General features: G+C 71.2%; 23 protein-coding genes. 19 read left to right on the plus strand and 4 right to left on the minus strand.

The genetic code is table 11. The features are described from left to right. The first annotated feature begins 62 nt into the window (after window positions 1-62). Genes ACT1U9_RS26445 through ACT1U9_RS26455 form a run of 3 tightly spaced genes read left to right on the plus strand, consistent with a single transcriptional unit; the run spans window position 63 to window position 3,023 of the window. Window positions 63-1,442, plus strand: a complete 1,380-nt coding sequence (locus ACT1U9_RS26445; protein ID WP_444535131.1) for a serine/threonine-protein kinase — start codon at window positions 63-65, stop codon at window positions 1,440-1,442. Next, window positions 1,439-1,891 (plus strand): effector-associated constant component EACC1, encoded by a 453-nt coding sequence (locus ACT1U9_RS26450; protein WP_444535132.1) that lies wholly within the window; start codon window positions 1,439-1,441, stop codon window positions 1,889-1,891. Before ACT1U9_RS26445 ends, ACT1U9_RS26450 begins: the two co-directional genes overlap by 4 nt. Further along, entirely contained in the window at window positions 1,872-3,023 is a 1,152-nt protein-coding gene (locus tag ACT1U9_RS26455; protein ID WP_444535133.1) for a caspase, EACC1-associated type, read from the plus strand. The genes ACT1U9_RS26450 and ACT1U9_RS26455 overlap by 20 nt, the downstream gene beginning before the upstream one ends. 100 nt (window positions 3,024-3,123) lie before the next feature. On the opposite strand, the gene ACT1U9_RS26460 is transcribed toward ACT1U9_RS26455, so the two are convergent. Both ACT1U9_RS26460 and ACT1U9_RS26465 read right to left on the minus strand, forming a co-directional pair. After that, window positions 3,124-4,353 carry a DUF349 domain-containing protein gene (locus tag ACT1U9_RS26460; protein WP_444535134.1) on the minus strand — a complete coding sequence of 410 codons (1,230 nt, stop codon included), beginning with the start codon at window positions 4,351-4,353 and terminating at the stop codon, window positions 3,124-3,126. A gap of 175 nt (window positions 4,354-4,528) precedes the next feature. Continuing rightward, window positions 4,529-5,314 carry a peptidylprolyl isomerase gene (locus tag ACT1U9_RS26465; RefSeq protein ID WP_444535135.1) on the minus strand — a complete coding sequence of 262 codons (786 nt, stop codon included), beginning with the start codon at window positions 5,312-5,314 and terminating at the stop codon, window positions 4,529-4,531. A 148-nt stretch (window positions 5,315-5,462) separates the two neighbouring features. On the opposite strand from ACT1U9_RS26465, the gene ACT1U9_RS26470 reads away from it, so the two are divergent. From ACT1U9_RS26470 to ACT1U9_RS26485, 4 genes are all read left to right on the plus strand, one after another. Continuing rightward, window positions 5,463-6,173 (plus strand): MBL fold metallo-hydrolase, encoded by a 711-nt coding sequence (locus ACT1U9_RS26470; protein ID WP_188271532.1) that lies wholly within the window; start codon window positions 5,463-5,465, stop codon window positions 6,171-6,173. A gap of 14 nt (window positions 6,174-6,187) precedes the next feature. Then, window positions 6,188-7,450, plus strand: a complete 1,263-nt coding sequence (gene hisS, locus ACT1U9_RS26475; RefSeq protein WP_444535136.1) for a histidine--tRNA ligase — start codon at window positions 6,188-6,190, stop codon at window positions 7,448-7,450. Window positions 7,451-7,639: 189 nt separating this feature from the next. Continuing rightward, window positions 7,640-8,281 carry a vitamin K epoxide reductase family protein gene (locus ACT1U9_RS26480; RefSeq protein ID WP_444535137.1) on the plus strand — a complete coding sequence of 214 codons (642 nt, stop codon included), beginning with the start codon at window positions 7,640-7,642 and terminating at the stop codon, window positions 8,279-8,281. Window positions 8,282-8,361: 80 nt separating this feature from the next. After that, window positions 8,362-9,714, plus strand: a complete 1,353-nt coding sequence (locus ACT1U9_RS26485; RefSeq protein WP_444535138.1) for a replication-associated recombination protein A — start codon at window positions 8,362-8,364, stop codon at window positions 9,712-9,714. A 66-nt stretch (window positions 9,715-9,780) separates the two neighbouring features. On the opposite strand, the gene ACT1U9_RS26490 is transcribed toward ACT1U9_RS26485, so the two are convergent. After that, window positions 9,781-10,467 (minus strand): DUF2470 domain-containing protein, encoded by a 687-nt coding sequence (locus tag ACT1U9_RS26490; protein WP_444539252.1) that lies wholly within the window; start codon window positions 10,465-10,467, stop codon window positions 9,781-9,783. A 243-nt stretch (window positions 10,468-10,710) separates the two neighbouring features. Between ACT1U9_RS26490 and rpsD the strand changes: the two genes are divergently transcribed. Next, entirely contained in the window at window positions 10,711-11,325 is a 615-nt protein-coding gene (gene rpsD / locus ACT1U9_RS26495; RefSeq protein ID WP_400108888.1) for a 30S ribosomal protein S4, read from the plus strand. 14 nt (window positions 11,326-11,339) lie between these two features. Here the strand turns inward: rpsD and ACT1U9_RS26500 are convergent, their stop codons facing one another. Next, window positions 11,340-13,490, minus strand: coding sequence for an ATP-binding protein (locus ACT1U9_RS26500; RefSeq protein WP_444535139.1), 2,151 nt, complete (start codon window positions 13,488-13,490; stop codon window positions 11,340-11,342). 160 nt (window positions 13,491-13,650) lie between these two features. Between ACT1U9_RS26500 and ACT1U9_RS26505 the strand changes: the two genes are divergently transcribed. The 11 genes from ACT1U9_RS26505 (at window position 13,651) to ACT1U9_RS26555 (ending at window position 24,665) form a co-directional block, all read left to right on the plus strand. After that, complete coding sequence (locus tag ACT1U9_RS26505; protein WP_188271526.1) at window positions 13,651-14,073, plus strand: DUF948 domain-containing protein; 423 nt, start codon at window positions 13,651-13,653, stop codon at window positions 14,071-14,073. Between the two features lie 7 nt (window positions 14,074-14,080). Beyond that, window positions 14,081-14,407 (plus strand): DUF6167 family protein, encoded by a 327-nt coding sequence (locus ACT1U9_RS26510; protein WP_188271525.1) that lies wholly within the window; start codon window positions 14,081-14,083, stop codon window positions 14,405-14,407. Continuing rightward, the gene (alaS, locus tag ACT1U9_RS26515) at window positions 14,407-17,076 is read left to right on the plus strand and encodes an alanine--tRNA ligase (RefSeq protein WP_444535140.1); all 2,670 of its coding nucleotides are present in this window, start codon (window positions 14,407-14,409) and stop codon (window positions 17,074-17,076) included. Before ACT1U9_RS26510 ends, alaS begins: the two co-directional genes overlap by 1 nt. After that, window positions 17,076-17,540 carry a Holliday junction resolvase RuvX gene (gene ruvX / locus ACT1U9_RS26520; protein WP_444535141.1) on the plus strand — a complete coding sequence of 155 codons (465 nt, stop codon included), beginning with the start codon at window positions 17,076-17,078 and terminating at the stop codon, window positions 17,538-17,540. Before alaS ends, ruvX begins: the two co-directional genes overlap by 1 nt. A gap of 101 nt (window positions 17,541-17,641) precedes the next feature. Continuing rightward, window positions 17,642-19,369, plus strand: coding sequence for an endolytic transglycosylase MltG (mltG, locus tag ACT1U9_RS26525; protein ID WP_444535142.1), 1,728 nt, complete (start codon window positions 17,642-17,644; stop codon window positions 19,367-19,369). 5 nt (window positions 19,370-19,374) lie between these two features. Continuing rightward, window positions 19,375-20,211, plus strand: a complete 837-nt coding sequence (locus ACT1U9_RS26530) for a shikimate dehydrogenase (RefSeq protein WP_444539253.1) — start codon at window positions 19,375-19,377, stop codon at window positions 20,209-20,211. Window positions 20,212-20,354: 143 nt separating this feature from the next. Then, window positions 20,355-21,539, plus strand: a complete 1,185-nt coding sequence (gene aroC, locus ACT1U9_RS26535; protein ID WP_444535143.1) for a chorismate synthase — start codon at window positions 20,355-20,357, stop codon at window positions 21,537-21,539. Next, window positions 21,536-22,054 (plus strand): shikimate kinase, encoded by a 519-nt coding sequence (locus tag ACT1U9_RS26540; protein ID WP_188271520.1) that lies wholly within the window; start codon window positions 21,536-21,538, stop codon window positions 22,052-22,054. Before aroC ends, ACT1U9_RS26540 begins: the two co-directional genes overlap by 4 nt. Then, entirely contained in the window at window positions 22,051-23,199 is a 1,149-nt protein-coding gene (gene aroB, locus ACT1U9_RS26545) for a 3-dehydroquinate synthase (RefSeq protein ID WP_444535144.1), read from the plus strand. Before ACT1U9_RS26540 ends, aroB begins: the two co-directional genes overlap by 4 nt. Beyond that, window positions 23,196-23,636, plus strand: a complete 441-nt coding sequence (gene aroQ / locus ACT1U9_RS26550; protein WP_444535145.1) for a type II 3-dehydroquinate dehydratase — start codon at window positions 23,196-23,198, stop codon at window positions 23,634-23,636. The genes aroB and aroQ overlap by 4 nt, the downstream gene beginning before the upstream one ends. Before the next feature lie 147 nt (window positions 23,637-23,783). Continuing rightward, window positions 23,784-24,665: a Pro-rich N-terminal domain-containing protein gene (locus tag ACT1U9_RS26555; protein WP_444535146.1), complete on the plus strand. Its 882-nt coding sequence runs from the start codon at window positions 23,784-23,786 to the stop codon at window positions 24,663-24,665. Window positions 24,666-24,836 lie beyond the last annotated feature (171 nt).

Consider the following 24,836-nt stretch of genomic DNA (forward strand, 5'->3'; position numbering starts at 1 on the left):
ATTCCCTTGCTCGACAGGGGAGTTGAGAGCGATGATCGGGGGATTCGGGCACAGGGGGTGACATGGCCGGGCCGACCGTGATCGACCGGCGGTACGAGCTGCGCACGCGGCTCGGCTCCGGCGGCATGGGCGAGGTGTACGAGGCCCTGGACACCGCGCTCGGGCGGCGCGTGGCCCTGAAGATGATCCGCTCCGACCTCGCCGGTCCCGAGATGCGCGACCGCTTCGACCGCGAGGCGCGCGCCCTGGCCCGGATCACCCACCCCAACACGGTCATCGTCCATGACGTGGGCCTCCATGGCGACGCGCCCTTCCTCGTCATGGAGCTCCTGGAGGGCGTGGACCTGCGCACCCTCATCGCGGAGTCCCGGCTGCCGCACGCCCTCGTACGGGCCATCGCCAGCGGTGTGTGCGCGGGGCTCAACGCCGTGCACGAGGCGGGCATCCTGCACCGGGACGTCAAGCCCGGCAATGTGCATCTGACCCGACAAGGCCGGGTCGTCCTCCAGGACTTCGGCATCGCCCACCTGCTCGACACCTCCCGGCAGACCATGACGGGGATGGTGGTGGGCACGCCGTCGTACATGGCGCCGGAAGCAGTGGTCGGAGACACCCCCGCGACTCACACGGATCTGTACGCCCTCGGTGTCTGCGTGTACGAGATGCTCTCCGGGATCCAGCCCTACGGCGGTGAGACGATGGTGGCGGTCATTTACAAGATCCTCCATGAGTCCCCGCTTCCCCTGAAGGGCATGCCGGGCATACCGGACGACCTCGCCGACCTGGTCGCCGACCTGATGGCCAAGGACCCGGCCGCCCGCCCCACCGCGGCGCAGACGCTGGAGCGGCTGCGCTGCCCGCCCAACGCCGGCGAGCTGATCGAGGACGCGGTCACCGGACACCTGCGCAGACGGGCCGTACGGGACTTCGGGCCGCCCGCCGCCGCCCAGGCCCCGACCGTCGGACCGCCCGTGCTGTGGGGCGTCCCTGTCCAGCCGCCTCAGCCCCAGGCCGGGCCGCCCGCGCCTCAGAGCACCGGGACCGGCGCCATCCAGCAGCCTGGTTCCCACGCGTCCCCGCAGCCCTCGGCCGTCCCCGAGCGGCACGACGCCACCTACACGGGGCTGGCCCTCAGCGGTGCCACCAGGAACCAGATCCTGCGCGCGATGACCCCGTCCGTCGCCGAGGCCCGTCAGCGCGAGGCCGTCAACCTGGTGCTGCGCGGCTCGCTGGAGGAGGCCATCGGGCTGCTGAGCACGGTCGCCGAGGTCAGCCGCGCCTCCTTCGGACCCGACCACCCCACCACGCTGGCCTGCGTGTACTGGCAGGGCGTGTGCCTGGCCCGGCTCGGCGCGGGCCCCGAGGCAGTGGCCAAGTTCGCGGAGGTGTCCGCGGTGGTGACCCCCGTGCTCGCCGCACGCGAAGCACGCGAGCTCGAATGACGCGGCCCGCACCAGGGCTGCGCACGAGCGCGCACCCGTACGACCGATGGCTGAAGGGAACCGAGGAACCGGTGTCGAAGATCGAGATCCGGGTGCGCGGCACCGCCGACCCCGAGGCGGAACTGCGTTCCCTGCTGAAGTGGCTCCACGCGGACGACGAGGTGCGCCGCGCCGCGCACGGCACGCTCGCCAGCTCGGCGCCCGCCGACCCCGAGCACATGGGCGCCGTGCTCGACGTCATCTCGCTGGTGGTCAGCGGCGGCCTCTCGGCGGGCCAACTGGCGCTCGCCGTCGACCAGTGGCGCACCGCCCGCCGCGCCTCCCCGCGCGTCGTCGTACGCAGGGACGGGGTGGAGATCGAGATCGACGGGGCCGACCCGGCCACCATCGCGCAGATCACCGCACTGCTGGCCGGTGAGGAGCGGTCCGGTGACGGCGGATCTGCCTGACCCCTCGGCGTCGGCCGCCGTACTGATCGGCACCGCCGGCTATGTGCATCTGCCCCAACTGCCCGCCGTGGAAGCCAACCTCACGGAACTGGCGACGGTCCTGCGGGACTCCACGATCTGGGGGCTGCCGGAGGCGCACACCCTGACGGTGGCCGAGCCGGAGACCCCGGCCGCCCTCCTCGACCCGGTGTACGCGGCCGGCGAGCGGGCGCGGGACACGCTGCTGGTCTACTACTGCGGTCACGGGCTGCGGGACTCCGAGTCGGCGGACCTGTACGTGGCTCTGACCGGCTCGCGCGAAGGCGCCGGGTACACGGCGGTCGAGTACCGGCATCTGCGGGCCGCGATCCTCGCCTCCCCGGCCCGGCGCAAGATCGTCGTGCTCGACTGCTGCTTCAGCGGCCGCGCGGCCCGCACCCTCACCAGCCCCAACGCCCTTGCCGCACAGGCCGGAATAGAGGGCGCGTACGTCCTCACCGCCTCCCCGAAGGACCATGTGGCGCTCGCCCCCGACGGGGAGCGGCACACCGCCTTCACCGGCGAGCTGCTGCACGTCCTGAGCCAGGGGCTGCCGGACGCGCCGGAGACCCTGGACCTGGAGACCGTCTACCGGGCCGTGGACGCCCGGCTCGGCGCCCGGAACCGGCCGCGCCCGCAGCGCAGCCAGGAGAACGACGTGGGGCGCCTCCCGCTGGTGCGCAACCGCGCCAAGGCCGAGCCGGGCGCCCCGGCCGGGCCCGTGATGGACGCCGAGGTCGAGGCCGCGATGATCTCCTCGGGGCTCCAGCTGGCCCGGCTGCTCAGATCGGTGGGGCGCGGCAGGGACGCGCTGCCGGTGCTGCGGATGATCCGGCAGGACCGGGTGCCCGACGCGGAGGGCGACGGCGTCATCGTCCATCTCGAACTTGCCGAACTGCTCACCGAGTCGGGCCTGGACGACCAGGCGATCGAGGTCCTGGAAAGCGCGTTCCACCTCACCCACAAGAGGTTCGGCCCCGAAGCCCTGACGGTCTGCCGCCGCCTCGCCGAGCTGTTGCAGTCGGCCGGAAACCACAGCCAGGCCTGCGATGTGCTGCGGCACGCGCTCGACACCCTGGAGCGGGGGAGCAGAGGGCCGGGCCCGGCCGCGTAAGCGAGTCACGGCAGGCGCAGCGAGGTCACGGACGCCGAGGGCCCGGCCGTGATGTCACGGCCGGGCCCTCATACGTACACCCTCGTCGCAGTCGACGGCGTCAGCCGCCGAACTCCTCCAGACCCTTCAACGCCTGGTCGAGCAGCGCCTGGCGGCCTTCGAGCTCCTTGGCGAGCTTGTCGGCCTTGGCGTTGTTGCCGGCCGCGCGGGCCGCGTCGATCTGGCCGCGCAGCTTGTCGACCGCCGACTGGAGCTGGCCCGTCAGACCCGCGGCACGCGCGCGTGCCTCCGGGTTGGTGCGGCGCCACTCCGACTCCTCGGCCTCCTGCAGCGCCCGCTCCACGGCGTGCATGCGGCCCTCGACCTTGGGACGCGCGTCACGCGGTACGTGGCCGATCGCCTCCCAGCGCTCGTTGATGCCCCGGAAGGTGGCGCGGGCCGCCTTCAGGTCGGACACCGGGACGAGCTTCTCGGCCTCGACGGCCAGCTCCTCCTTGAGCTTCAGGTTCTCGGTCTGCTCGGCGTCACGCTCCGCGAAGACCTCGCCGCGCGCGGCGAAGAAGACGTCCTGGGCGCCGCGGAAGCGGTTCCACAGCTCGTCCTCGGCCTCGCGCTGGGCGCGGCCCGCCGCCTTCCAGTCCGCCATCAGCTCGCGGTAGCGGGCGGCCGTGGTGCCCCAGTCCGTCGACGACGACAGCGCCTCGGCCTCGACGACCAGCTTCTCCTTGACCTTGCGGGCGTCCTCGCGCTGCGCGTCCAGCGACGCGAAGTGCGCCTTGCGGCGCTTGGAGAACGCCGAGCGGGCGTGCGAGAAGCGGTGCCACAGCTCGTCGTCGGACTTCCGGTCGAGCCGGGGCAGGCCCTTCCAGGTGTCCACGAGCGCCCGCAGCCGCTCGCCCGCCGAGCGCCACTGCTCGCTCTGCGCCAGCTCCTCGGCCTCGGCGACCAGCGCCTCCTTGGCGTGCTTGGCCTCGTCGGTCTGCTTGGCCTTCTGGACCTTGCGCTCCTCGCGGCGCGACTCCACGGTCTCGACGAGCTTGTCGAGCCGCTTGCCGAGTGCCGCCAGGTCGCCGACCGCGTGATGCTCGTCCACCTGCGTGCGCAGATGGTCGATCGCGGTCTGCGCGTCCTTCGCCGACAGGTCGGTGGTCTTCACCCGTCGTTCGAGGAGGCCGATCTCGACAACCAGGCCCTCGTATTTGCGCTCGAAGTAGGCCAGGGCCTCCTCGGGAGTCCCCGCCTGCCACGATCCGACGACGACTTCGCCCTCGGCTGTACGCACATACACGGTGCCCGTCTCATCGACGCGGCCCCACGGGTCGCTGCTCACAGCGCCTCCTCCACATGATGCCGACGCGAGGGGTTCGGCCCTCGTGGCATCGTCCACAGTTTCCGGGACGGGCCTCGCCCGCCCTCCACAACGCGTTTGTCACCGCGCTGCACAACGCCAATCTAGGCGACTCGCCGCCCGGCTGTCCGCACTCAGCGCGGCCGAATTCCGCGGGTCAGTCCTTGTTGACGGTGGCCTTGGCGATGGTGACGGGCGTCTTGGGAGCGCCGTCCGCGCCGCCGCCGGTGACCCCGGCCTTCGCCACGTCCTCGACGGCCTTCAGGCCCGCCGCGTCCATCGTGCCGAACGGCGTGTAGGTGGGCGGGAGTTTGCTGTCCTTGTAGACGAGGAAGAACTGGCTGCCGCCGGTGTGCGGCTGGCCGGTGTTGGCCATGGCGACCGTGCCCGCCGGGTAGGTGACCGTGCCGTCCGCGCCCGCCTTGCCGAGGCCCGTCAGGTTCTCGTCCGGGATCGTGTAGCCGGGGCCGCCGGTGCCGTCGCCCTTGGGGTCGCCGCACTGGAGCACGTAGATGCCCTGCGTGGTGAGGCGGTGACACTTCGTGTTGGTGAAGTAGCCCTTGTCGGCGAGGGACTTGAACGAGTTGACGGTGTGCGGCGTCTTCGCCGCGTCCATCGTGATGGCGATGTCACCGGCGCTGGACTTCAGCGACATGGTGTACGCGGCCTTCTGGTCGATCGCCATCTTCGGCTCGGGCGCGGACTCCTTGCTCGCCGAGGGCGTCGGGGCGTCGGAGGGCGCGGCGGCGTCCGACTTCTTGTCGTCACTGGAGAAGGCGCCCGTGGCGAAGGCCGCCCCGCCCGCCGCGACGACCACCGCGAGGGCGGCCGCGATGACGGTGTTGCGGCGCTTGGCCTTGCGGCGGGCCGTCTCGCGGCGCTGCTGCTGACGCTCGAACTTCTCCCGGGCGAGCTGGCGCCGGCGCTGTTCGCTGCTGACCACCGGTGGTCTCCTTGTGCGGTGTAGGGGGTACGGACGCGTGTACGCGCGGACTGTGCCCGTACCGTATATGGGTTCGCTGTGACGGGAGCAGCGCCGGTAGGCTCTGAACAGCCGCAATCACCCGTCGTACGAGAAACTGAGGACGATCGTGCTCATTGCCGGGTTCCCCGCCGGGGCCTGGGGGACCAACTGCTACCTGGTCGCCCCCGCCGCCGGCGAGGAGTGCGTGATCATCGACCCGGGCCACCAGGCGGCCCAGGGAGTCGAGGACGCGCTCCGGAAGCATCGGCTCAAGCCCGTCGCCGTCGTCCTCACCCATGGCCACATCGACCACTGCGCCTCGGTCGTCCCGGTGTGCGGGGCGCACGACGTGCCCGCGTGGATCCACCCCTCGGACCGGTACATGATGAGCGACCCGGAGAAGGCGCTGGGCCGCTCCTTCGGCGCCCAGATCATGGGCGAGCTGACCATCGGCGAACCGGACGACGTCAAGGAGCTGTCCGACGGCGCGACGCTGCAGCTCGCCGGTATGGAGCTCACCGTGTCGCACGCGCCCGGCCATACCAAGGGGTCGGTGACGTTCGGGCTGCCCGAGGCGGAGGACATTCCTCCGATCCTGTTCTCGGGCGACCTGCTCTTCGCCGGCTCCGTCGGACGCACCGACCTGCCCGGCGGCAGCCACGCCGAGTTGCTCGAATCGCTGGGCCGTGTGTGCCTGCCGCTCGACGACTCGACCGTGGTGCTGTCCGGCCACGGCTCCCAGACCACCATCGGCCAGGAGCGCGCCACCAACCCGTATCTGCGGCAGGTGGCCGCCGGCCTCGGAGAGGGCATCGCCTCTCCCCGACGAGGAATGTGACGAGAAGCTTCCCCATGAGTACCTTCCAGGCCCCCAAGGGCACGTACGACCTGCTGCCGCCCAACAGCGCGACCTACCTGGCGGTCCGCGAGGCGATCGCGGCGCCGCTGCGCAACTCCGGCTATGGCTATGTCGAGACCCCGGGCTTCGAGAACGTGGAGCTCTTCGCGCGCGGTGTCGGCGAGTCCACCGACATCGTGAGCAAGGAGATGTACGCCTTCGAGACCAAGGGCGGCGACAGGCTCGCCCTGCGCCCCGAGGGCACCGCCTCCGTGCTGCGTGCGGCCCTTGAGGCCAATCTGCACAAGGCGGGCAACCTGCCGGTCAAGCTCTGGTACTCGGGCTCGTACTACCGCTACGAGCGCCCGCAGAAGGGCCGCTACCGGCACTTCTCGCAGGTCGGCGCCGAGGCGATCGGCGCCGAGGACCCGGCGCTCGACGCCGAGCTGATCATCCTGGCCAACGACGCGTACCGCTCGCTCGGCCTGCGCAACTTCCGCATCCTGCTGAACTCGCTGGGCGACCAGGAGTGCCGTCCGGTCTACCGGGCCGCCCTCCAGGACTTCCTGCGCGGCCTCGACCTCGACGAGGACACCCTGCGCCGCGCCGAGATCAACCCGCTGCGCGTCCTCGACGACAAGCGGGACGCGGTGCAGCAGCAGCTGGTGGGCGCGCCGCTCCTTCGCGACTACCTGTGCGACGGCTGCAAGGCGTACCACGAGGAGGTCCGCGAGCTGCTGAACGCCCAGGGCGTGGTGTACGAGGACGACCCGAAGCTGGTGCGCGGCCTCGACTACTACACCCGGACGACCTTCGAGTTCGTCCACGACGGTCTGGGCTCGCAGTCCGCGGTGGGCGGCGGCGGCCGCTACGACGGCCTCTCCGAGATGATCGGCGGCCCCGCGCTGCCGTCGGTGGGCTGGGCGCTCGGCGTCGACCGCACGGTCCTGGCGCTGGAGGCCGAGGGCGTCACGCTCGACATCCCGTCCGCCACCAGCGTCTTCGCGGTGCCGCTCGGCGAGGAGGCCCGGCGGGTCCTCTTCGGTGTGGTGGTCGAGCTGCGCAAGGCGGGCATCGCCACCGACTTCGCGTTCGGCGGCAAGGGCGTCAAGTCGGCCATGAAGTCGGCCAATCGCAGCGGTGCGCAGTACGCGATCGTCGCGGGCGAGCGCGACCTCGCCGAAGGTGTCGTGCAGCTCAAGGACATGGAGTCCGGCGACCAGACGGCGGTGCCGCTGGCGAGCGTCGTGGAGACGATGCGCGAACGACTCGCGTAACCACCCGTGCGATGGACGGGCCGGACAGCCAGGGCTGTCCGGCCCGTCTCCCGTTTCCCGAACCGTCAACTCCGGTCCTGCGCGTACGCCCTTATGTCGAACGAACGGTGGGCACGTGCGTGTGTACGGCACAATGAGCCCCACCCCCAGGCCCCTTCAGGCCCATGACTCGACTGACGGATCGGCGTGATGAGCAAGACGACGACAGCCAAGGACAGTGTCTCCTCCGGCCCCGACGGGGCGGACGGCCCGCGCGGCGTCGGCGGGAGCCGCTCGTTCGCCTGGCTCCTGGTGATCACGGGGGCCGCCGGACTGCTCGCGGCCTGGGTCATCACGATCGACAAGTTCAAGCTGCTTGAGAACCCGAACTTCACGCCGGGGTGCAGCCTCAACCCGGTCGTGTCCTGCGGCAACATCATGAAGAGCGCCCAGGCGTCGGCCTTCGGGTTCCCCAACCCGATGCTGGGTCTGGTGGCGTACGGGATCGTCATCTGCGTCGGCGTGAGCCTGCTCACCCGGGCCCGCTTCCCGCGCTGGTACTGGCTGACCTTCAACGCGGGCACGCTCTTCGGCGTCGGGTTCTGCTCCTGGCTGCAGTTCGAGTCGCTGTACCGGATCAACGCGCTGTGCCTGTGGTGCTGCCTGGCGTGGGTCGCGACGATCTTCATGTTCTGGTACGTCACGTCGTTCAACGTCCGCCACGGCTTCCTGCCCGCGCCGAACTGGCTGAAGGGCTTCTTCGGCGAGTTCACCTGGGTGCTGCCGGTGCTGCACGTCGGGATCATCGGGATGCTGATCCTGACCCGCTGGTGGGACTTCTGGACGAGCTGACCGTCTGCGTACGACCCTGCTGACCAGGTGTTCTGCCTGCGCTGACCGCGTTGTCAGTGCCGTGGCTTAGGGTTCTCGACGTGGAGCCCGACCTGTTCACCGCAGCCGCAGAGGACCGCCAGGAGAAAGACCCGGCGGGCAGCCCTCTGGCCGTCCGGATGCGCCCGCGCACCCTCGACGAGGTGGTCGGGCAGCAGCATCTGCTCAAGCCCGGCTCGCCGCTGCGGCGCCTGGTGGGGGAGGGCAGCGGCGGTCCCGCCGGCCCCTCGTCCGTGATCCTGTGGGGCCCGCCCGGCATCGGCAAGACGACCCTCGCGTACGTGGTGTCCAAGGCGACCAACAAGCGCTTCGTCGAGCTCTCCGCGATCACCGCGGGCGTGAAGGAAGTACGGGCCGTCATCGACGGGGCCCGCCGGGCGATCGGCGGATTCGGCAAGGAGACCGTCCTCTTCCTCGACGAGATCCACCGCTTCTCCAAGGCCCAGCAGGACTCGCTGCTCCCGGCGGTGGAGAACCGCTGGGTGACCTTGATCGCGGCGACGACCGAGAACCCGTACTTCTCGGTGATCTCCCCCCTGCTCTCGCGCTCCCTGCTGCTCACCCTCGAACCGCTCACCGACGACGACCTGCGCGATCTTCTGCGCCGGGCGGTCACCGAGGAGCGCGGGCTCGGCGGCGCGGTGACGCTCCCCGAGGACGCCGAGGCGCATCTGCTGCGCATCGCGGGCGGCGACGCCCGCCGCGCGCTCACCGCCCTGGAGGCGGCGGCCGGTTCGGCGCTCGCGAAGGGCGAGAAGGAGGTCACGCTCCAGACCGTCGAGGAGACGGTCGACCGGGCGGCGGTGAAGTACGACAAGGACGGCGACCAGCACTACGACGTGGCGAGCGCCCTGATCAAGTCCATCCGGGGCTCCGATGTGGACGCGGCGCTGCACTATCTGGCGCGGATGATCGAGGCGGGCGAGGACCCCCGGTTCATCGCGCGCCGCCTGATGATCTCGGCGAGCGAGGACATCGGCCTCGCGGATCCGACGGCGCTGCCCACCGCCGTCGCCGCCGCCCAGGCGGTCGCGCTGATCGGCTTCCCGGAGGCGGCCCTCACCCTCAGCCACGCCACCATCGCCCTGGCTCTCGCGCCGAAGTCCAACGCGGCGACGAACGCGATCTTCGCGGCGATGGCGGACGTCCGGGCGGGCCTGGCCGGCCCCGTTCCGCCGCATCTGCGCGACGGCCACTACAAGGGCGCGGCCAAGCTCGGCCACGCCCAGGGGTATGTGTACCCGCACGACGTGCCGGGCGCGATCGCGGCCCAGCAGTACGCCCCGGACGCGGTGGCCGGAAAGCGCTACTACGAGCCGACGCGGTACGGGGCGGAGGCGCGGTACGCGGACGTGGTGGAGAAGGTCAGGGAGCGGCTGGGGCGGGCGGAGTAGCCGTCCGGGAGCAGCGGCACGGGCACCCCGCCCGGCCGACGGCGACCCGCGCCCGCCCTGCCGTCCTCAGCCCTCCGCCGCCTCGAACAGCCGCCGCATCGCGCGCCGCAGTCCCGTGAGGTCCGTCACTGGCTCCGGGAACTCGAAGCGCGCGTCGAAGCAGTGCCCGGCGTGGTCCTGGAAGCGCACGCGCAGCCCGAACCGGTCGAGCGCCAGCGGCGTGACCGACTTCATCCCGCCCGGCCCCTTTTCCACCAGGCCGCACAACGAGCGCACCTGTTCCCCGTGGGACGCGTGCAGATGCTGCAGGAGCTCCGTCTCGTGGGAGGCCAGCGGATCCGGTTCGGCGGCCGCGAAGTCCTCGGGCGCGACCGAGGTCGCGCCCCACAGGTCGTCCACGTACGCCTCGTTGACCTCCAGGCGGAGCGTCATGCTGCCGGGCGGGGCCAGGCCCGGGACGCGGGTCAGCCAGCCGGTGATCCAGGCGCGGCCCCGGATACGGTGGGGGACCGATACCGGTGCCACATCGGTGAGCTCCAGGACGGCCGAGAGCTCGTCGTCGTGGGCGTGGGTGGCGGCCCGTACGGCCGGGGAGTCGGCGGGGAAGAGCAGGAACAGATCACCGTCCGGACCCACGTTGCACAGCCTGGGCGTCAGCTGCTCCGGACGGGCGCCGTCGAGACCGGTGATGAGCAGCACTGACGAGCAGGTACTATGTACGAGAGTTCGTGTGCGCTCGGCTGCTGACGGCATCCGCGCGATTTCAAGTCCGCTGGGACGCGGCTGACCACGATCTGATCGGACCTCCGTCACGTGACCGGTGGCATGCTGCGCACCGGTACCGGCCCCCTTGTGCGGGCCGGTGGAGCCGACCCCTTCTGCGGGTTCGGCCTTCTTCGTGCTGTCCGTGATGTGACTGGTGTTCCCCGGACGAGACATACGATCTCCTTGAGTAAGGTGAGCCTAACCTAACCCAACCATGGAGGTTTGGAGAACGTGCCTAACCAGTCGCGTCCCAAGGTCAAGAAGTCTCGTGCGCTCGGCATCGCGCTGACGCCGAAGGCCGTCAAGTACTTCGAGGCCCGTCCGTACCCGCCGGGCGAGCACGGCCGTGGCCGCAAGCAGAACTCGGACTACAAGGTCCGTCTGCTGGAGAAGCAGCGTCTGCGCGCCCAGTACGACATCTCTGAGCGTCAGATGGCGCGTGCCTACGACCGCGCCAAGAAGGCCGAGGGCAAGACGGGCGAGGCGCTGGTCGTCGAGCTTGAGCGTCGCCTCGACGCCCTGGTCCTGCGTTCGGGCATCGCCCGCACCATCTACCAGGCCCGCCAGATGGTCGTCCACGGCCACATCGAGGTCAACGGTGGCAAGGTCGACAAGCCGTCGTTCCGTGTCCGTCCGGACGACGTCGTCACCGTCCGCGAGCGCAGCCGTGCGAAGCACCCCTTCCAGGTTGCCCGCGAGGGTGGCTACGCCGGCGAGGGCGAGACCCCGCGCTACCTCCAGGTGAACCTGAAGGCCCTGGCCTTCCGCCTGGACCGTGACCCGAACCGCAAGGAAATCCCGGTCATCTGCGACGAGCAGCTCGTCGTCGAGTACTACGCCCGCTGAGTCAGGCGCAGTATTCAGCGCTCCGCGCTTCGGCCCGCCGTCCCCTCGCTCCGCACGGAGCGGGAGGCGGCGGGCTTCCGCGTTTGTAGCGCCTGTCCGGGTGGCGCCGGCGTCTCCGGTACGGGGTCCTCGCCGCCCGAGCCGGTCAGCGCCCGCGCCACCGCCTCGTCCAGGTCGAGCCCCCTGCCCCGCTGCCGGAACGTCTCGTACGCACCGTCCCCCAGCCGCTCGCGCGCCCGCTGCTCGCAGAGCACATGCGCGGCGTTGAAGGACGCGGAGCCGAACAGCGGCAGCCCCACCGACGGCCAGATCCCCTCGGCCGCCCCCTGGAGCACCGCCGCCTGCGCCGGATCGCCGCCGTCCACCGCTACCAACGCGAGCAGTTCAAGGGCCAGGACCGTGCCCAGCAGGTCGTGGAAGGCGTGGTCGATCTCCAGGCACTCGGTCAGCAGCCGCCGGGCCCCGCCGAGGTCCTTGGCGTGCCAGGCCGCATACCCGAGGACGTACAGCGCGTACGCGAGGGCCCAGCGCTCGCCGTGCTCCGCGCAGATCTCGACCACGTGCTCGCACATCACGACGGCCTCGTCGAGATGGCCCCGGAAGGCCACCGCCATCGCGAGCTCCACCCGCGCCATCAGCACATTGCTGTTGAGCTCGCCGATCTCCTCGTACTGCGCGAGCGCCGCGCGCAGCAGTTCCTCGGCGCGCGGCATGTCGTCGCAGACCAGGGCCAGACAGCCGGTCCGGTGCACCGCGTATGCCCGGGCCACCGCGTCGCCGGTGCGCTCGGCGTCCTCACGGCACTCGTGCAGCGCCGCGATCGCCGCCACCGAGTCGCCGCGCAGCACCGAGACATAGCCGAGCACCCACAGCGCCTTGAGCCGGGCGCCGTCGTGGTCGCCGCCCCCGGCCTCCAGGACCAGGCCCAGCCAGTGCCGTCCCTCGGCCAGCCGCCCGCAGCCGACCCAGCAGAACCAGAGCGTCCCGGCCAGGTACTGGGCCAGATGCGTGTCCCGCTCCGAGTCGAGCGAGTAGTCCAACGCGGCCCGCAGATTGGGCAGTTCGGCCTCCACCCGCACCGCGACCTCGGCCTGGCGCGGGCTGAACCAGTCCAGCTCGCACCAGGTGGCGAGCCCGAGATACCAGTCGCGGTGGCGCCGGCGCAGCCGGTCGGCGTCGCCGGTCGCCGTCAGCCACTCGGCGCCGTACTCCCGTACGGTGTCGAGCATCCGGTAGCGCACGCCCGCCGGGCCGTCCTCGCGCACCACCAGCGAGTGGTCGAGGAGCTGCTGGAGTACGTCGAGCACGTCCTCGGGCGGCAGGTCCGGGCCGACGCAGATGTACTCGACGGCCTCCAGGTCGAACTGCCCGGCGAACACCGAGAGCCGGGCCCACAGCAGCCGCTGGGGCCCGGTGCACAGCTCATGGCTCCAGCCGATGGTGGTGCGCAGCGTCTGATGGCGGGCCACCGTTCCGCGTCCGCCGCAGGTCAGCAGGCGGAAGCGGTCGTCCAGGCGGTGCAGCACCTGCCCGATGGAGAGCGCGCCCAGACGTCCGGCCGCCAGTTCCAGGGCGAGCGGGATCCCGTCGAGGCGCCGGCACACCTCCCGTACGGCGGCCGTCCGCTCGTCGGTGAGCGCCGAGCCGTGGGCGCGGTCGGTGAAGAGCGCCACCGCGTCCTCGTCGTCCATCGGGGCCAGCGCGAGCAGCCGCTCGCCGTCCACACGTAACGGCAGCCGTCCGGCGGCGAGCACACGAAGGCCGGGGGAGCGGCGCAGCAGCTCGCACACCAGCTCCGCGCAGGCGTCCACCAGCTGCTCGAAGCCGTCCAGGACGAGCAGCGGGGCGCGCTCGGCGAGGTGGTCCAGGAGGGTGCGGCGCGGCGGGCGGGTGGTGTGGTCGGTGAGTCCCAGGGCCTCGACGACCGCGTGGTCGAGCAGGTCCGGGTCGGTCACCGTGGACAGGTCCGCCAGCCACACCCCGTCGCAGTAGCGTTCCTGCGCGGCCGCGGCGGCAGCCGCGCGCAGCGCCAGGCGGGTCTTCCCGACGCCGCCGACCCCGACCACGGTGGTCAGCCGCGCCTCGGCCAGCAGCCCGTGCAGGGCGGCCAGTTCACGTTCTCGCCCGACGAAGCCGTTCAGCTCCGATGGCAGATTGGAGCGCATGGGACACGCAGAGTACTCAAGGGTATGCACTGCGTACAATCGGCCTGCTCGACTCCGCTTCCGTAAGGCCCTAATGCGGTAGGGGGCAAGACCCTCGGCGCGATAGGGTCGGGGGACAACTTTTCTTGTCCGACGGTCGATGCGCAGGGAGCGGTGCGAAGTGTCCGGTGGAGAGGTGGCCGGGATCCTGGTGGCCGTCTTCTGGGCGATCCTGGTGTCCTTCCTCGCCGTAGTCCTCGTGAGGCTGGCCCAGACGCTGAAGGCGACCACCAAGCTGGTGGCGGACGTGACCGAACAGGCCGTCCCGCTGCTCGCGGACGCCTCCTCGGCGGTGCGCTCGGCGCAGACCCAGCTGGACCGGGTCGACGCCATCGCCTCGGACGTCCAGGAGGTCACCTCCAACGCGTCGGCGCTCTCCACCACGGTCGCCTCGACCTTCGGCGGCCCGCTGGTGAAGGTCGCGGCCTTCGGGTACGGGGTGCGCCGGGCCATCGGACGGAAAACCGGGCCCGCCGAGCCGCCTCGCACGGTGATCGTCGGGCGGACTCTGCCGTCCGCGCGGCGGAGCAAGCGAAAGGGCTGACGCTGCGATGTTCCGCCGTACGTTCTGGTTCACCGCGGGCGCCGCAGCCGGTGTGTGGGCCACCACCAAGGTCAACCGGAAGCTGAAGCAGCTCACCCCGGAGTCCCTGGCCGCGCGCACCGCCGACAAGGCGATCGAGGCGGGCCACAAGCTGAAGGACTTCGCGCTCGACGTGAAGGCCGGCATGGTCCAGCGCGAGTCGGAACTCAACGACGCGCTGGGGCTCAACGCGTCCAACGTGCATGAACTCCCGGCGCAGCGCCGCCTCGCGGCACTCGACCACCCCAAGCAGCAGTACAAGACGATCTCGTACAACCGGAATGAGGACCACTGATGGAGTCGGCTGAAATCCGCCGCCGCTGGCTGAGCTTCTTCGAGGAGCGCGGGCACACCGTCGTCCCTTCGGCGTCGCTCATCGCGGACGACCCGACTCTGCTCCTGGTCCCCGCGGGCATGGTGCCGTTCAAGCCCTACTTCCTGGGTGAGGTCAAGCCCCCGGCGGCCACGCTGACCAGCGTGCAGAAGTGCGTCCGTACCCCGGACATCGAAGAGGTCGGCAAGACCACCCGCCACGGCACGTTCTTCCAGATGTGCGGCAACTTCTCCTTCGGCGACTACTTCAAGGAAGGTGCCATCCGGTACGCCTGGGAGCTGCTCACCTCGCCGCAGGACAAGGGCGGTTACGGCCTGGAGCCGGAGAAGCTCTGGATCACGGTCTACCTCGACGACGACGAGGCCGAGGCCATCTGGCGCGACAAGATCGGCGTCCCCGCCGAGCGCATCCAGCGCCTGGGCAAGAAGGACAACTTCTGGTCCATGGGCGTCCCGGGCCCGTGCGGCCCCTGCTCCGAGATCAACTACGACCGCGGCCCCGAGTTCGGCGTCGAGGGCGGCCCGGCCGTCAACGACGAGCGGTACGTGGAGATCTGGAACCTGGTCTTCATGCAGTACGAGCGCGGTGCGGGCGACGGCAAGGAGGACTTCCCGATCCTCGGCGACCTGCCGTCGAAGAACATCGACACCGGTCTGGGTCTCGAACGCCTCGCCATGATCCTTCAGGGCGTACAGAACATGTACGAGACCGACACCCTGCGCGTGGTCATGGACAAGGCCACCGAGCTGACGGGTGTCCGCTACGGCGCCGCGCACCACACGGACGTCTCGCTGCGTGTGGTCGCCGACCACATCCGTACGTCCACGATGCTCATCGGCGACGGCGTCACCCCCGGCAACGAGGGCCGCGGCTACGTCCTGCGCCGCATCATGCGCCGCGCCATCCGCAACATGCGCCTCATGGGCGCCACCGGCCCGGTCGTCCAGGACCTGATCGACGTCGTGATCACCACGATGGGCCAGCAGTACCCGGAGCTCATCACCGACCGCAAGCGCATCGAGACGGTCGCGCTCGCCGAAGAGGCCGCCTTCCTCAAGGCCCTCAAGGGCGGCACCAACATCCTGGACACCGCCGTCACCGAGACCAAGGCCGCCGGCGGCACGGTCCTGGCCGGCGAGAAGGCCTTCCTGCTCCACGACACCTGGGGCTTCCCGATCGACCTCACCCTGGAGATGGCCGCCGAGCAGGGCCTCTCCGTGGACGAGGACGGCTTCCGCCGCCTGATGAAGGAGCAGCGGGAGCGGGCCAAGGCCGACGCCAAGGCCAAGAAGACCGGCCACGCCGACCTGTCCGCCTACCGCGAGGTGGCCGACAACTCGGGCGAGACCGACTTCACCGGCTACACGCTCACCGAGAACGAGTCGACGGTCGTCGGCCTGCTCGTCGACGGCGTGCCCTCGCCCGCCGCCTCCGAGGGCGACGAGGTCGAGGTCGTCCTGGACCGCACCCCGTTCTACGCCGAGGGCGGCGGCCAGCTCGCCGACCAGGGCCGCATCAAGCTCGACACGGGCGCGGTCATCGAGATCCGCGATGTGCAGGAGCCGGTCCCGGGCGTCCACGTGCACAAGGGCGTCGTCCAGGTCGGCGAGGTCACGCTCGGTGCCTCGGCCTACGCCACCATCGACATCAAGCGCCGCCGCGCCATCGCCCGCGCCCACTCCGCCACGCACCTGACCCACCAGGCCCTGCGCGACGCGCTCGGCCCGACGGCCGCCCAGGCCGGTTCGGAGAACTCGCCGGGCCGCTTCCGCTTCGACTTCGGCTCGCCCGCCGCCGTTCCCGGCACGGTCCTCACCGACGTCGAGCAGAAGATCAACGAGGTCCTCTCGCGCGAACTGGACGTCCAGGCCGAGGTCATGTCGATCGACGAGGCCAAGAAGCAGGGCGCCATCGCCGAGTTCGGCGAGAAGTACGGCGAGCGCGTGCGCGTGGTCACCATCGGCGACTTCTCCAAGGAGCTCTGCGGCGGTACGCACGTCGGCAACACCGCCCAGCTGGGCCTGGTGAAGCTGCTCGGCGAGTCCTCGATCGGCTCCGGTGTGCGCCGCATCGAGGCCCTGGTCGGCGTGGACGCGTACAACTTCCTCGCCCGTGAGCACACGGTCGTCGCCCAGCTCCAGGAGCTGGTCAAGGGCCGCCCCGAGGAGCTGCCGGAGAAGATCTCCACCATGCTCGGCAAGCTGAAGGACGCCGAGAAGGAGATCGAGAAGTTCCGCGCCGAGAAGGTCCTGGCCGCCGCCGGCGGGCTCGCCGAGGGCGCCAAGGACGTCCGGGGCGTGGCCCTGGCCATCGGGCAGGTGCCGGACGGCACCTCCGCCGACGACCTGCGCAAGCTCGTCCTCGACGTGCGCGGCCGCATTCCGGGCGACCGCCCGGTGGTTGTGGCGCTTTTCACCACCGCCAACGGCCGCCCGCTGACCGTCATCGCCACCAACGAGGCCGCCCGCGAGCGCGGTCTCAAGGCCGGTGACCTGGTCCGTACCGCTGCCAAGACCCTCGGCGGCGGTGGCGGCGGCAAGCCGGACGTCGCCCAGGGCGGCGGTCAGAACCCGGACGCGGTCGGCGACGCCATGGCCGCCGTCGAGCGCCTCGTCGCCGAGACGGCCTGATGCGACGGGGACGCCGCCTCGCGATCGACGTCGGGGACGCCCGGATCGGGGTCGCCTCGTGCGACCCCGACGGGGTGCTCGCCACGCCGGTGGAGACCGTGCCGGGACGTGATGTCCCGGCCGCCCACCGGCGGTTGCGCCGGCTCGTCGAGGAGTACGAGCCGATCGAGGTGGTCGTGGGGCTGCCTCGCTCCCTCAGCGGGGGCGAGGGCCCGGCGGCCGTCAAGGTCCGCAAATTCGCCCACGAACTCGCGAAGGGCATCGCGCCGATTCCGGTCCGGCTCGTCGACGAGCGGATGACGACGGTGACGGCCACTCAGGGACTGCGCGCCTCCGGCGTGAAGTCGAAAAAGGGCCGGTCGGTCATCGATCAGGCGGCCGCAGTGATCATTCTTCAGACCGCGCTTGAGGCCGAACGGGTGTCAGGCAGACCGCCTGGCGAGGGCGTCGAAGTGGTTATCTGATCGCGATACGGTAACGTTCCGCGCGATGCGGCGACATTCGAACAGCTGCCGCACAGCGGAAGAGGCGGACCGTCCGGATGCCTCGCGGCTCTAGGGGACCGATGACTGAGTATGGCCGGGGCGCAGGCTCCGAACCGTGGCATCCCGAGGATCCTCTGTACGGGGACCAGGGATGGGGAGCGCAGCAGGCTGCCTCCGGTCAGGCTCCGTACGGCGACCAGCAGGCGCATCAGCAGTACGCGCAGCAGCAGCCGCAGCATCCGCAGTACCAGCAGCACCCGCAGCAGGCCCAGCACCCGCAGGACCCGTACGCGCAGCAGCAGCACCAGCAGCAGGTGCACCAGCAGAACCAGCACCCGCAGCAGTCGCAGCAGCAGTACGGCGGGCAGCCCCAGCAGGGTTACCCGCAGGAGCAGTACGTACAGCAGGCTCAGTACAACGCGGGATGGGACACCGGCCAGCAGGCGGCCATGCCCTACGCCGGGCAGCAGCCGGACGGCTACACCGGTTACGGCGCCGAGACGCAGGACTACTACGGCACGCCCGAGGCGTATCCGCCGCCGCAGCCGCCGAACCAGCGTCAGACGGTGCCGGAGCAGGCGCCCGAGTGGACGCCGGAGGAGCCGGAGGCCGAACCGGAGCCGGAGAAGGAGACGCATCCTTTCTTCACCGACGGCGCCGACAGCGACGCCGACGAGGACGAGCCGCGCTCCCGGCGGGGCAAGGGCGGCAAGGGCAAGGGGAAGAAGAAGGGCAAGAGCGGGCGCGCCTGTCTGGTGCTCGTCGTCGTCTTCTCCCTCGGCGTCGGCGGCGCCGGGTATTTCGGCTACCAGTTCTGGCAGAAGAAATTCGGCACGGCTCCCGACTATGTCGGGACCGGCTCCACCCCGATTCAGGTGGAAATCCCCCAGGGGGCCGGCGGATATGAAATCGGCAGCATTCTGACGAAGGCCGGAGTGGTCAAGAGCCAGGGCGCGTTCGTCTCCGCGCAGAACGACAACCCCAAGGGCAAGACCATTCAGGCGGGCGTCTACACGCTCAACAAGGGAATGTCGGCGGCGAACGCGGTCGCGGCCATGCTGAACCCGGCCAGCCGCAGCAACTTCATCATTCCCGAAGGCAAGCGGAACGCCTGGGTCTACGAGCAGATCGACAAGCGCCTCGAACTCAAGCCGGGCACGACCAAGGACGTCGCGAAGGCGCAGGCGAAGAATCTCGGGCTGCCCGACTGGGCGAACGACAACAAGGAGATCCAGGATCCGCTGGAAGGGTTCCTCTACCCGGCCAGCTACCCGGTCGCCAAGGGTGCCAAGCCCGAGGACATCCTGCGCAAGATGGTCTCGCGTGCCAACAGCGAGTACGCCAAGGTCGACCTGAAGGGCATGTCCGTCAAGCTCGGCCTGAAGTCGCCGCTCCAGGTGATCACGGTCGCGAGCCTCGTCCAGGCGGAAGGCAAGTACAAGCACGACTTCGACAAGGTCGCGCGGGTCGTCTACAACCGTCTGAAGCCCGGCAACACCGAGACCTACGGCCTGCTCGACTTCGACTCCACGGTCAACTACGCCAAGAGCGAATCGACCCTGGACACAGGTGCGGTCAAGAACCTGCGGGACTTCCACCACCCGTACAACACGTACTACATCCACGGTCTGCCGCCCGGTCCGATCGGCAACCCCGGTGATTCCGCGCTGCATTCGGCGCTCAACCCGACGCCGGGCCCGTGGTACTACTTCGTCTCGGTCACCGAGAACGAGACGCTGTTCGCGGTCACCAACGAAGAGCAGAACCAGAACCGCAAGAAGTACGAACAGGGGAAATCCGGCCAGTGAGTTCCGTGAGCCAGGAGAGCGGTGCGCGACGGGCGGCCGTACTGGGGTCGCCCATCGCCCACTCGCTCTCCCCGGTACTGCACCGCGCCGCCTATCGGGAACTCGGCCTCACCCACTGGTCGTACGACCGTTTCGAGGTGGACGAGGCCGCTCTTCCCGGATTCATCGACGGGCTCGACAGTTCCTGGGCCGGGCTCTCGCTCACGATGCCGCTGAAGCGGGCGATCATCCCGCTGCTCGACGGCATCAGCGACACCGCCTCCTCGGTGGAGGCGGTGAACACCGTCGTCCTCACCCGCGACGGGCGCCGCTACGGCGACAACACCGACATCCCCGGCATGCTGGCCGCGCTGCGCGAGCGCGGCGTCGAGCGGGTCACCTCGGCCGCCGTCCTCGGCGCGGGCGCCACCGCGTCCTCGGCGCTGGCCGCCCTCGCCCGTATCTGTACGGGTGAGGTCACCGCGTACGTCCGCAGCGCGGCCCGCGCGGACGAGATGCGCGGCTGGGGCGAGCGCCTCGGCGTCGCCGTCCGGACCGCGGACTGGGCGGACGCGGCCGGGGCCTTCGAGGCGCCGCTCGTGATCGCCACCACCCCGGCGGGCACCACCGACGCGCTCGCGGCGGCCGTCCCCGAGCGCCCGGGAACGCTCTTCGACGTCCTGTACGACCCGTGGCCGACCGCGCTCGCGGCCGCCTGGGCCGAGCGCGGCGCTCCGGTCGTCGGCGGCCTCGACCTCCTGGTCCACCAGGCGGTCCTCCAGATCGAGCAGATGACGGGCGTGGCGAAGGCGCCGCTGGACGTCATGCGCGCGGCGGGCGAGGCGGCGCTCACCGCCCGCTGAGCGTCCGGCCAACGGATTCTGCGTCCGCTTCCTGGACCGGGTCCCGGCTCACCATCGCGGACGTGGGAGGATCAGTGGTGGCGGGCCAGGGCCGCGCACCCGGCCGCGCCGTAGTACCGAACGCGCGAGCATGAGGAGCACCGTTGAGCAGGTTGCGCTGGCTGACCGCCGGGGAGTCCCACGGTCCCGCACTTGTCGCGACGCTGGAGGGCCTTCCCGCCGGCGTGCCGATCACCACGGAGATGGTGGCCGACCACCTGGCCCGGCGGCGCCTGGGCTATGGGCGCGGCGCGCGGATGAAGTTCGAGCGTGACGAGGTCACGTTCCTGGGCGGTGTCCGCCACGGCCTCTCCATGGGCTCGCCGATCGCGATCATGGTGGGCAACACCGAGTGGCCCAAGTGGGAGCAGGTCATGTCGGCCGACCCCGTGGACCCCGAGATCCTCGCCGACCTCGCCCGCAACGCCCCGCTGACGCGTCCCCGCCCGGGACACGCGGATCTGGCGGGTATGCAGAAGTACGGCTTCGACGAGGCGCGTCCGATCCTGGAGCGCGCCAGCGCCCGCGAGACCGCCGCGCGTGTGGCGCTCGGCGCGGTCGCCCGCTCCTACCTGAAGGAGACGGCCGGGATCGAGATCGTCTCGCACGTGGTCGAGCTGGCCGCCGCGAAGGCGCCGTACGGCGTCTACCCGACCCTCGCCGACGTCGAGAAGCTGGACGCCGACCCGGTGCGCTGCCTGGACGCGGACGCGTCGAAGGCGATGGTCGCCGAGATCGACCAGGCCCACAAGGACGGCGACACCCTCGGCGGTGTGGTCGAGGTCCTGGCGTACGGCGTGCCCGTCGGCCTCGGCTCGCACGTCCACTGGGACCGCAGGCTGGACGCCCGTCTCGCCGCCGCCCTCATGGGCATCCAGGCGATCAAGGGCGTCGAGGTCGGCGACGGCTTCGACCTCGCGCGCGTGCCGGGCTCCAAGGCCCACGACGAGATCGTGCGGACGGCCGAGGGCGTCAAGCGCACCTCGGGCCGCGCGGGTGGCACCGAGGGTGGTCTGACCACCGGTGAGCTGCTGCGCGTACGGGCCGCGATGAAGCCGATCGCGACCGTGCCGCGCGCGCTCGCGACCATCGACGTCGCCACCGGCGAGGCCGCCAAGGCCCACCACCAGCGCTCCGACGTGTGTGCCGTCCCCGCCGCGGGCATCGTGGCCGAGGCCATGGTCGCGCTCGTCCTCGCGGACGCGGTCGCCGAGAAGTTCGGCGGCGACAGCGTCCCCGAGACCCGTCGTAACGTCCGGTCCTACCTCGACAACCTGCAGATCCGGTGAGCACCGGTCCGCTGGTCGTCCTGATCGGCCCGATGGGCTCCGGGAAGTCCACCGTGGGCGCGCTGCTCGCCGAGCGGCTCGGCGCGCCCTACCGGGACACCGACGCCGACATCGTGGCCGCCGAGGGCCGCCAGATCGCCGACATCTTCGTCGACGAGGGCGAGGCGCACTTCCGTGAGCTGGAGCGGGAGGCGGTCCGTGCCGCCGTCGCCGAGCACACGGGCGTACTCGCCCTCGGCGGCGGCGCGATCCTGGACGCCTCCACGCGCGCGCTGCTCGCCGGCCGGCCGGTCGTCTATCTGTCGATGGACGTCGAGGAGGCGGTGAAGCGGGTCGGCCTCAACACCGCCCGCCCGCTCCTCGCGGTCAACCCGCGCCGCCAGTGGCGCGAGCTGATGGACGCCCGGCGCCATCTGTACACCGAAGTCGCCCGGGTCGTCGTCGCGACCGACGACCGCACCCCCGAAGAGGTCGCCCAGGCGGTCCTCGACGCACTGGAGCTGAAAACCGCATGAGCGAGCAGGCACCCACCCGGATCCACGTCGGCGGCAGCGCCGGGGCGGACCCGTACGACGTGCTGGTCGGCCGCAACCTCCTCGCCGAACTCCCCGGCCTGATCGGCACCAAGTCCCGCCCGTCGCCCACCACCACCCTCAACGGAGGCGCTGCGCGCCGCAGTGACAACCTCAAGGTCGCCGTCATCCACCCGGAGGCGCTGGCCGGCACCGGCGACGCCATCCGCGAGGACCTGGCCGCCCAGGGCTACGAGGCCATCGCCATCCAGGTGCCCAACGCCGAGGAGGCCAAGACCTACGAGGTCGCCGCCTACTGCTGGAAGGCGCTCGGCCAGTCCGGGTTCACCCGCACCGACGCCGTCGTCGGCGTCGGCGGCGGCGCCACCACCGACCTCGCGGGCTTCGTCGCCGCGACCTGGCTGCGCGGGGTGCGCTGGGTCTCGGTCCCGACCACCGTGCTCGGCATGGTCGACGCGGCCGTCGGCGGCAAGACCGGCATCAACACGGCCGAGGGCAAGAACCTGGTGGGCGCCTTCCACCCGCCCGTCGGCGTGCTGTGCGACCTCGCCGCGCTCGACTCGCTGCCGGTCCACGACTACGTGTCCGGCATGGCCGAGGTCATCAAGGCGGGCTTCATCGCCGACCCGGTCATCCTCGACCTGGTCGAGGCCGACCCGGCGGGCGCCCGCACCCCCGAGGGCCCGCACACGGCCGAGCTCATCGAGCGCGCGATCCAGGTGAAGGCCGACGTCGTCTCCAGCGACCTCAAGGAGTCGGGGCTGCGCGAGATCCTGAACTACGGGCACACCCTCGCGCATGCCATCGAGAAGAACGAGCGCTACAAGTGGCGCCACGGCGCGGCCGTCTCGGTCGGCATGGTCTTCGCGGCCGAACTCGGCCGCCTGGCCGGGCGCCTGGACGACGCCACGGCCGACCGGCACCGTTCGATCCTGGAGTCGGTGGGCCTGCCGCTCACCTACCGCGGCGACCAGTGGCCCAAGCTGGTCGAGAACATGAAGCTGGACAAGAAGTCGCGGGGCAACCTGCTGCGCTTCATCGTCCTCGACGGCCTCGCCAAGCCGACGGTCCTGGAAGGCCCGGACCCGGCGGTGCTGCTCGCCGCGTACGGGGAGGTGTCGGCGTGAGCCGCCGGGTGTTCGTGCTGAACGGCCCCAACCTGGGCCGCCTGGGCTCGCGCGAGCCGGACGTCTACGGGGCGACGACGTACGCGGGTCTCGTGGAGGTCTGCGAGTCGCTGGGCAAGGAGCTCGGCTTCGACGTCGAGGTCCGCGAGACCAACGAAGAGGGCGACATGATCCGCTGGCTGCACGAAGCGGCCGACGGAAAGATTCCGGTCGTTCTCAACCCGGGCGCGTTCACCCACTATTCGTACGGAATGCGGGACGCGGCCGCCCAGCGCACCGCCCCGCTCATCGAGGTGCACATCTCGAACCCGTACACGCGTGAGGAGTTCCGTCACACTTCCGTGGTGGCGGCCGTCGCCAGCGGCACCGTCGCGGGCTTCGGCATCGGCTCGTACCGCCTGGCACTGCGCGCGCTCGCCGACGAACTCGGCGGCTGAGCGGGCACCTTCGCCGCGCCCCGGCCGTTCACACTGCGACGGCCGGGGAAGGTACGGTTCTGGACCGGGACGCCATGGGGGTCCCTCGGGCCGCGGGGGAGCGCCCGGACCAGCACCAGTTGCCTGTACGAGACGGAGTGGCACCGGATGCAGCACGAAGCGGGGGCTCCGCTTCCGCCGCCTCACGCCCCGGGGCACGGACCGGGCGCCGACTGGGCCCTCGGCGCCCACCAGCCGACGGTCCACGACGCCCCGCCGTCCCCGGTCCAGGGTGCCCAGCCGCCCCCGCCGCCCCCGTTCCCCGGCCCACCGCAGCCCGCACCACAGGCACCACCGCCCCCGCCCGCACCGGGCTGGCACGCCCCGGCGCCCCACCACGCGCCCGCGCCGCCCTCCCGGGAAACCACCGGGCACGTCACGCTGCCGCCGGGCGGGCCCGTCCCGCTGCCGCAGGCACCGGGCGGCACCGGGGTCACCACGCTCGCCGTACTGCTCATAGGCCCGGCGGGCGCGGGCAAGACCACGGTCGCCCGCTACTGGGCCCAGCACCGCCGCGTCCCCACCGCGCACATAAGCCTCGACGACGTACGCGAATGGGTCTGCGCGGGTTTCGCGGATCCACAGGCGGGGTGGAACGACCACTCCGAGGCGCAGTACCGCCTGGCCCGCCGCACCTGCGGTTTTGCCGCGCGCAACTTCCTGGCCAACGGCATCTCCTGCATCCTCGACGACGCGGTCTTCCCGGACCGCCCGGTCGTCGGCCTCGGCGGTTGGAAGCGCCACGTCGGCCCCGGCCTGCTCCCGGTCGTCCTCCTGCCGGGCCTGGACATCGTCCTGGAACGCAACGCGGAGCGCTCCGGCAACCGCCGCCTCTGCGACGAGGAGGTCGCCGGAATCCACGGCCGCATGGCGGGCTGGTACGGCTCGGGCCTCCCCATCATCGACAATTCCCAATACGACGTCCCGACAACGGCCCGCCTCCTGGACGACGTATTGGCGAGGGCGATCGCGAGCCCGCCGAGCTGGTAGGGGCATAAAAAGCCCGTCCGGCGTTTGAGGACGAGGCCCGGAGGGCCGTTTAGGGGCGCGGGGCTGTGACATTTCGCGGCTCCGCCGCGCGGGCGCGACCAGCCCAAGACGGCCCGCAGTCAAAGCCCGGCCCCCGGTCGGACGAGCAGAAGCGGCCAACCCCCCCGCCCC

It is taken from the genome of Streptomyces sp. BR1, assembly GCF_052373795.1.
Classification (GTDB): Bacteria; Actinomycetota; Actinomycetes; order Streptomycetales; family Streptomycetaceae; genus Streptomyces.

Coding starts and splice junctions, on each gene's coding strand:
- ACT1U9_RS26445 (WP_444535131.1), top strand. CDS start 63: ATGGCCGGGCCGACCGTGATCGACCGGCGGTACGAGCTGCGCACGCGG.
- ACT1U9_RS26450 (WP_444535132.1), top strand. CDS start 1,439: ATGACGCGGCCCGCACCAGGGCTGCGCACGAGCGCGCACCCGTACGAC.
- hisS (WP_444535136.1), top strand. CDS start 6,188: ATGAGTACCTTCCAGGCCCCCAAGGGCACGTACGACCTGCTGCCGCCC.
- ACT1U9_RS26480 (WP_444535137.1), top strand. CDS start 7,640: ATGAGCAAGACGACGACAGCCAAGGACAGTGTCTCCTCCGGCCCCGAC.
- ACT1U9_RS26490 (WP_444539252.1), bottom strand. CDS start 10,467: ATGCCGTCAGCAGCCGAGCGCACACGAACTCTCGTACATAGTACCTGC.
- ACT1U9_RS26500 (WP_444535139.1), bottom strand. CDS start 13,490: ATGCGCTCCAATCTGCCATCGGAGCTGAACGGCTTCGTCGGGCGAGAA.
- ACT1U9_RS26510 (WP_188271525.1), top strand. CDS start 14,081: ATGTTCCGCCGTACGTTCTGGTTCACCGCGGGCGCCGCAGCCGGTGTG.
- alaS (WP_444535140.1), top strand. CDS start 14,407: ATGGAGTCGGCTGAAATCCGCCGCCGCTGGCTGAGCTTCTTCGAGGAG.
- ruvX (WP_444535141.1), top strand. CDS start 17,076: ATGCGACGGGGACGCCGCCTCGCGATCGACGTCGGGGACGCCCGGATC.
- mltG (WP_444535142.1), top strand. CDS start 17,642: ATGACTGAGTATGGCCGGGGCGCAGGCTCCGAACCGTGGCATCCCGAG.
- aroB (WP_444535144.1), top strand. CDS start 22,051: ATGAGCGAGCAGGCACCCACCCGGATCCACGTCGGCGGCAGCGCCGGG.
- ACT1U9_RS26555 (WP_444535146.1), top strand. CDS start 23,784: ATGCAGCACGAAGCGGGGGCTCCGCTTCCGCCGCCTCACGCCCCGGGG.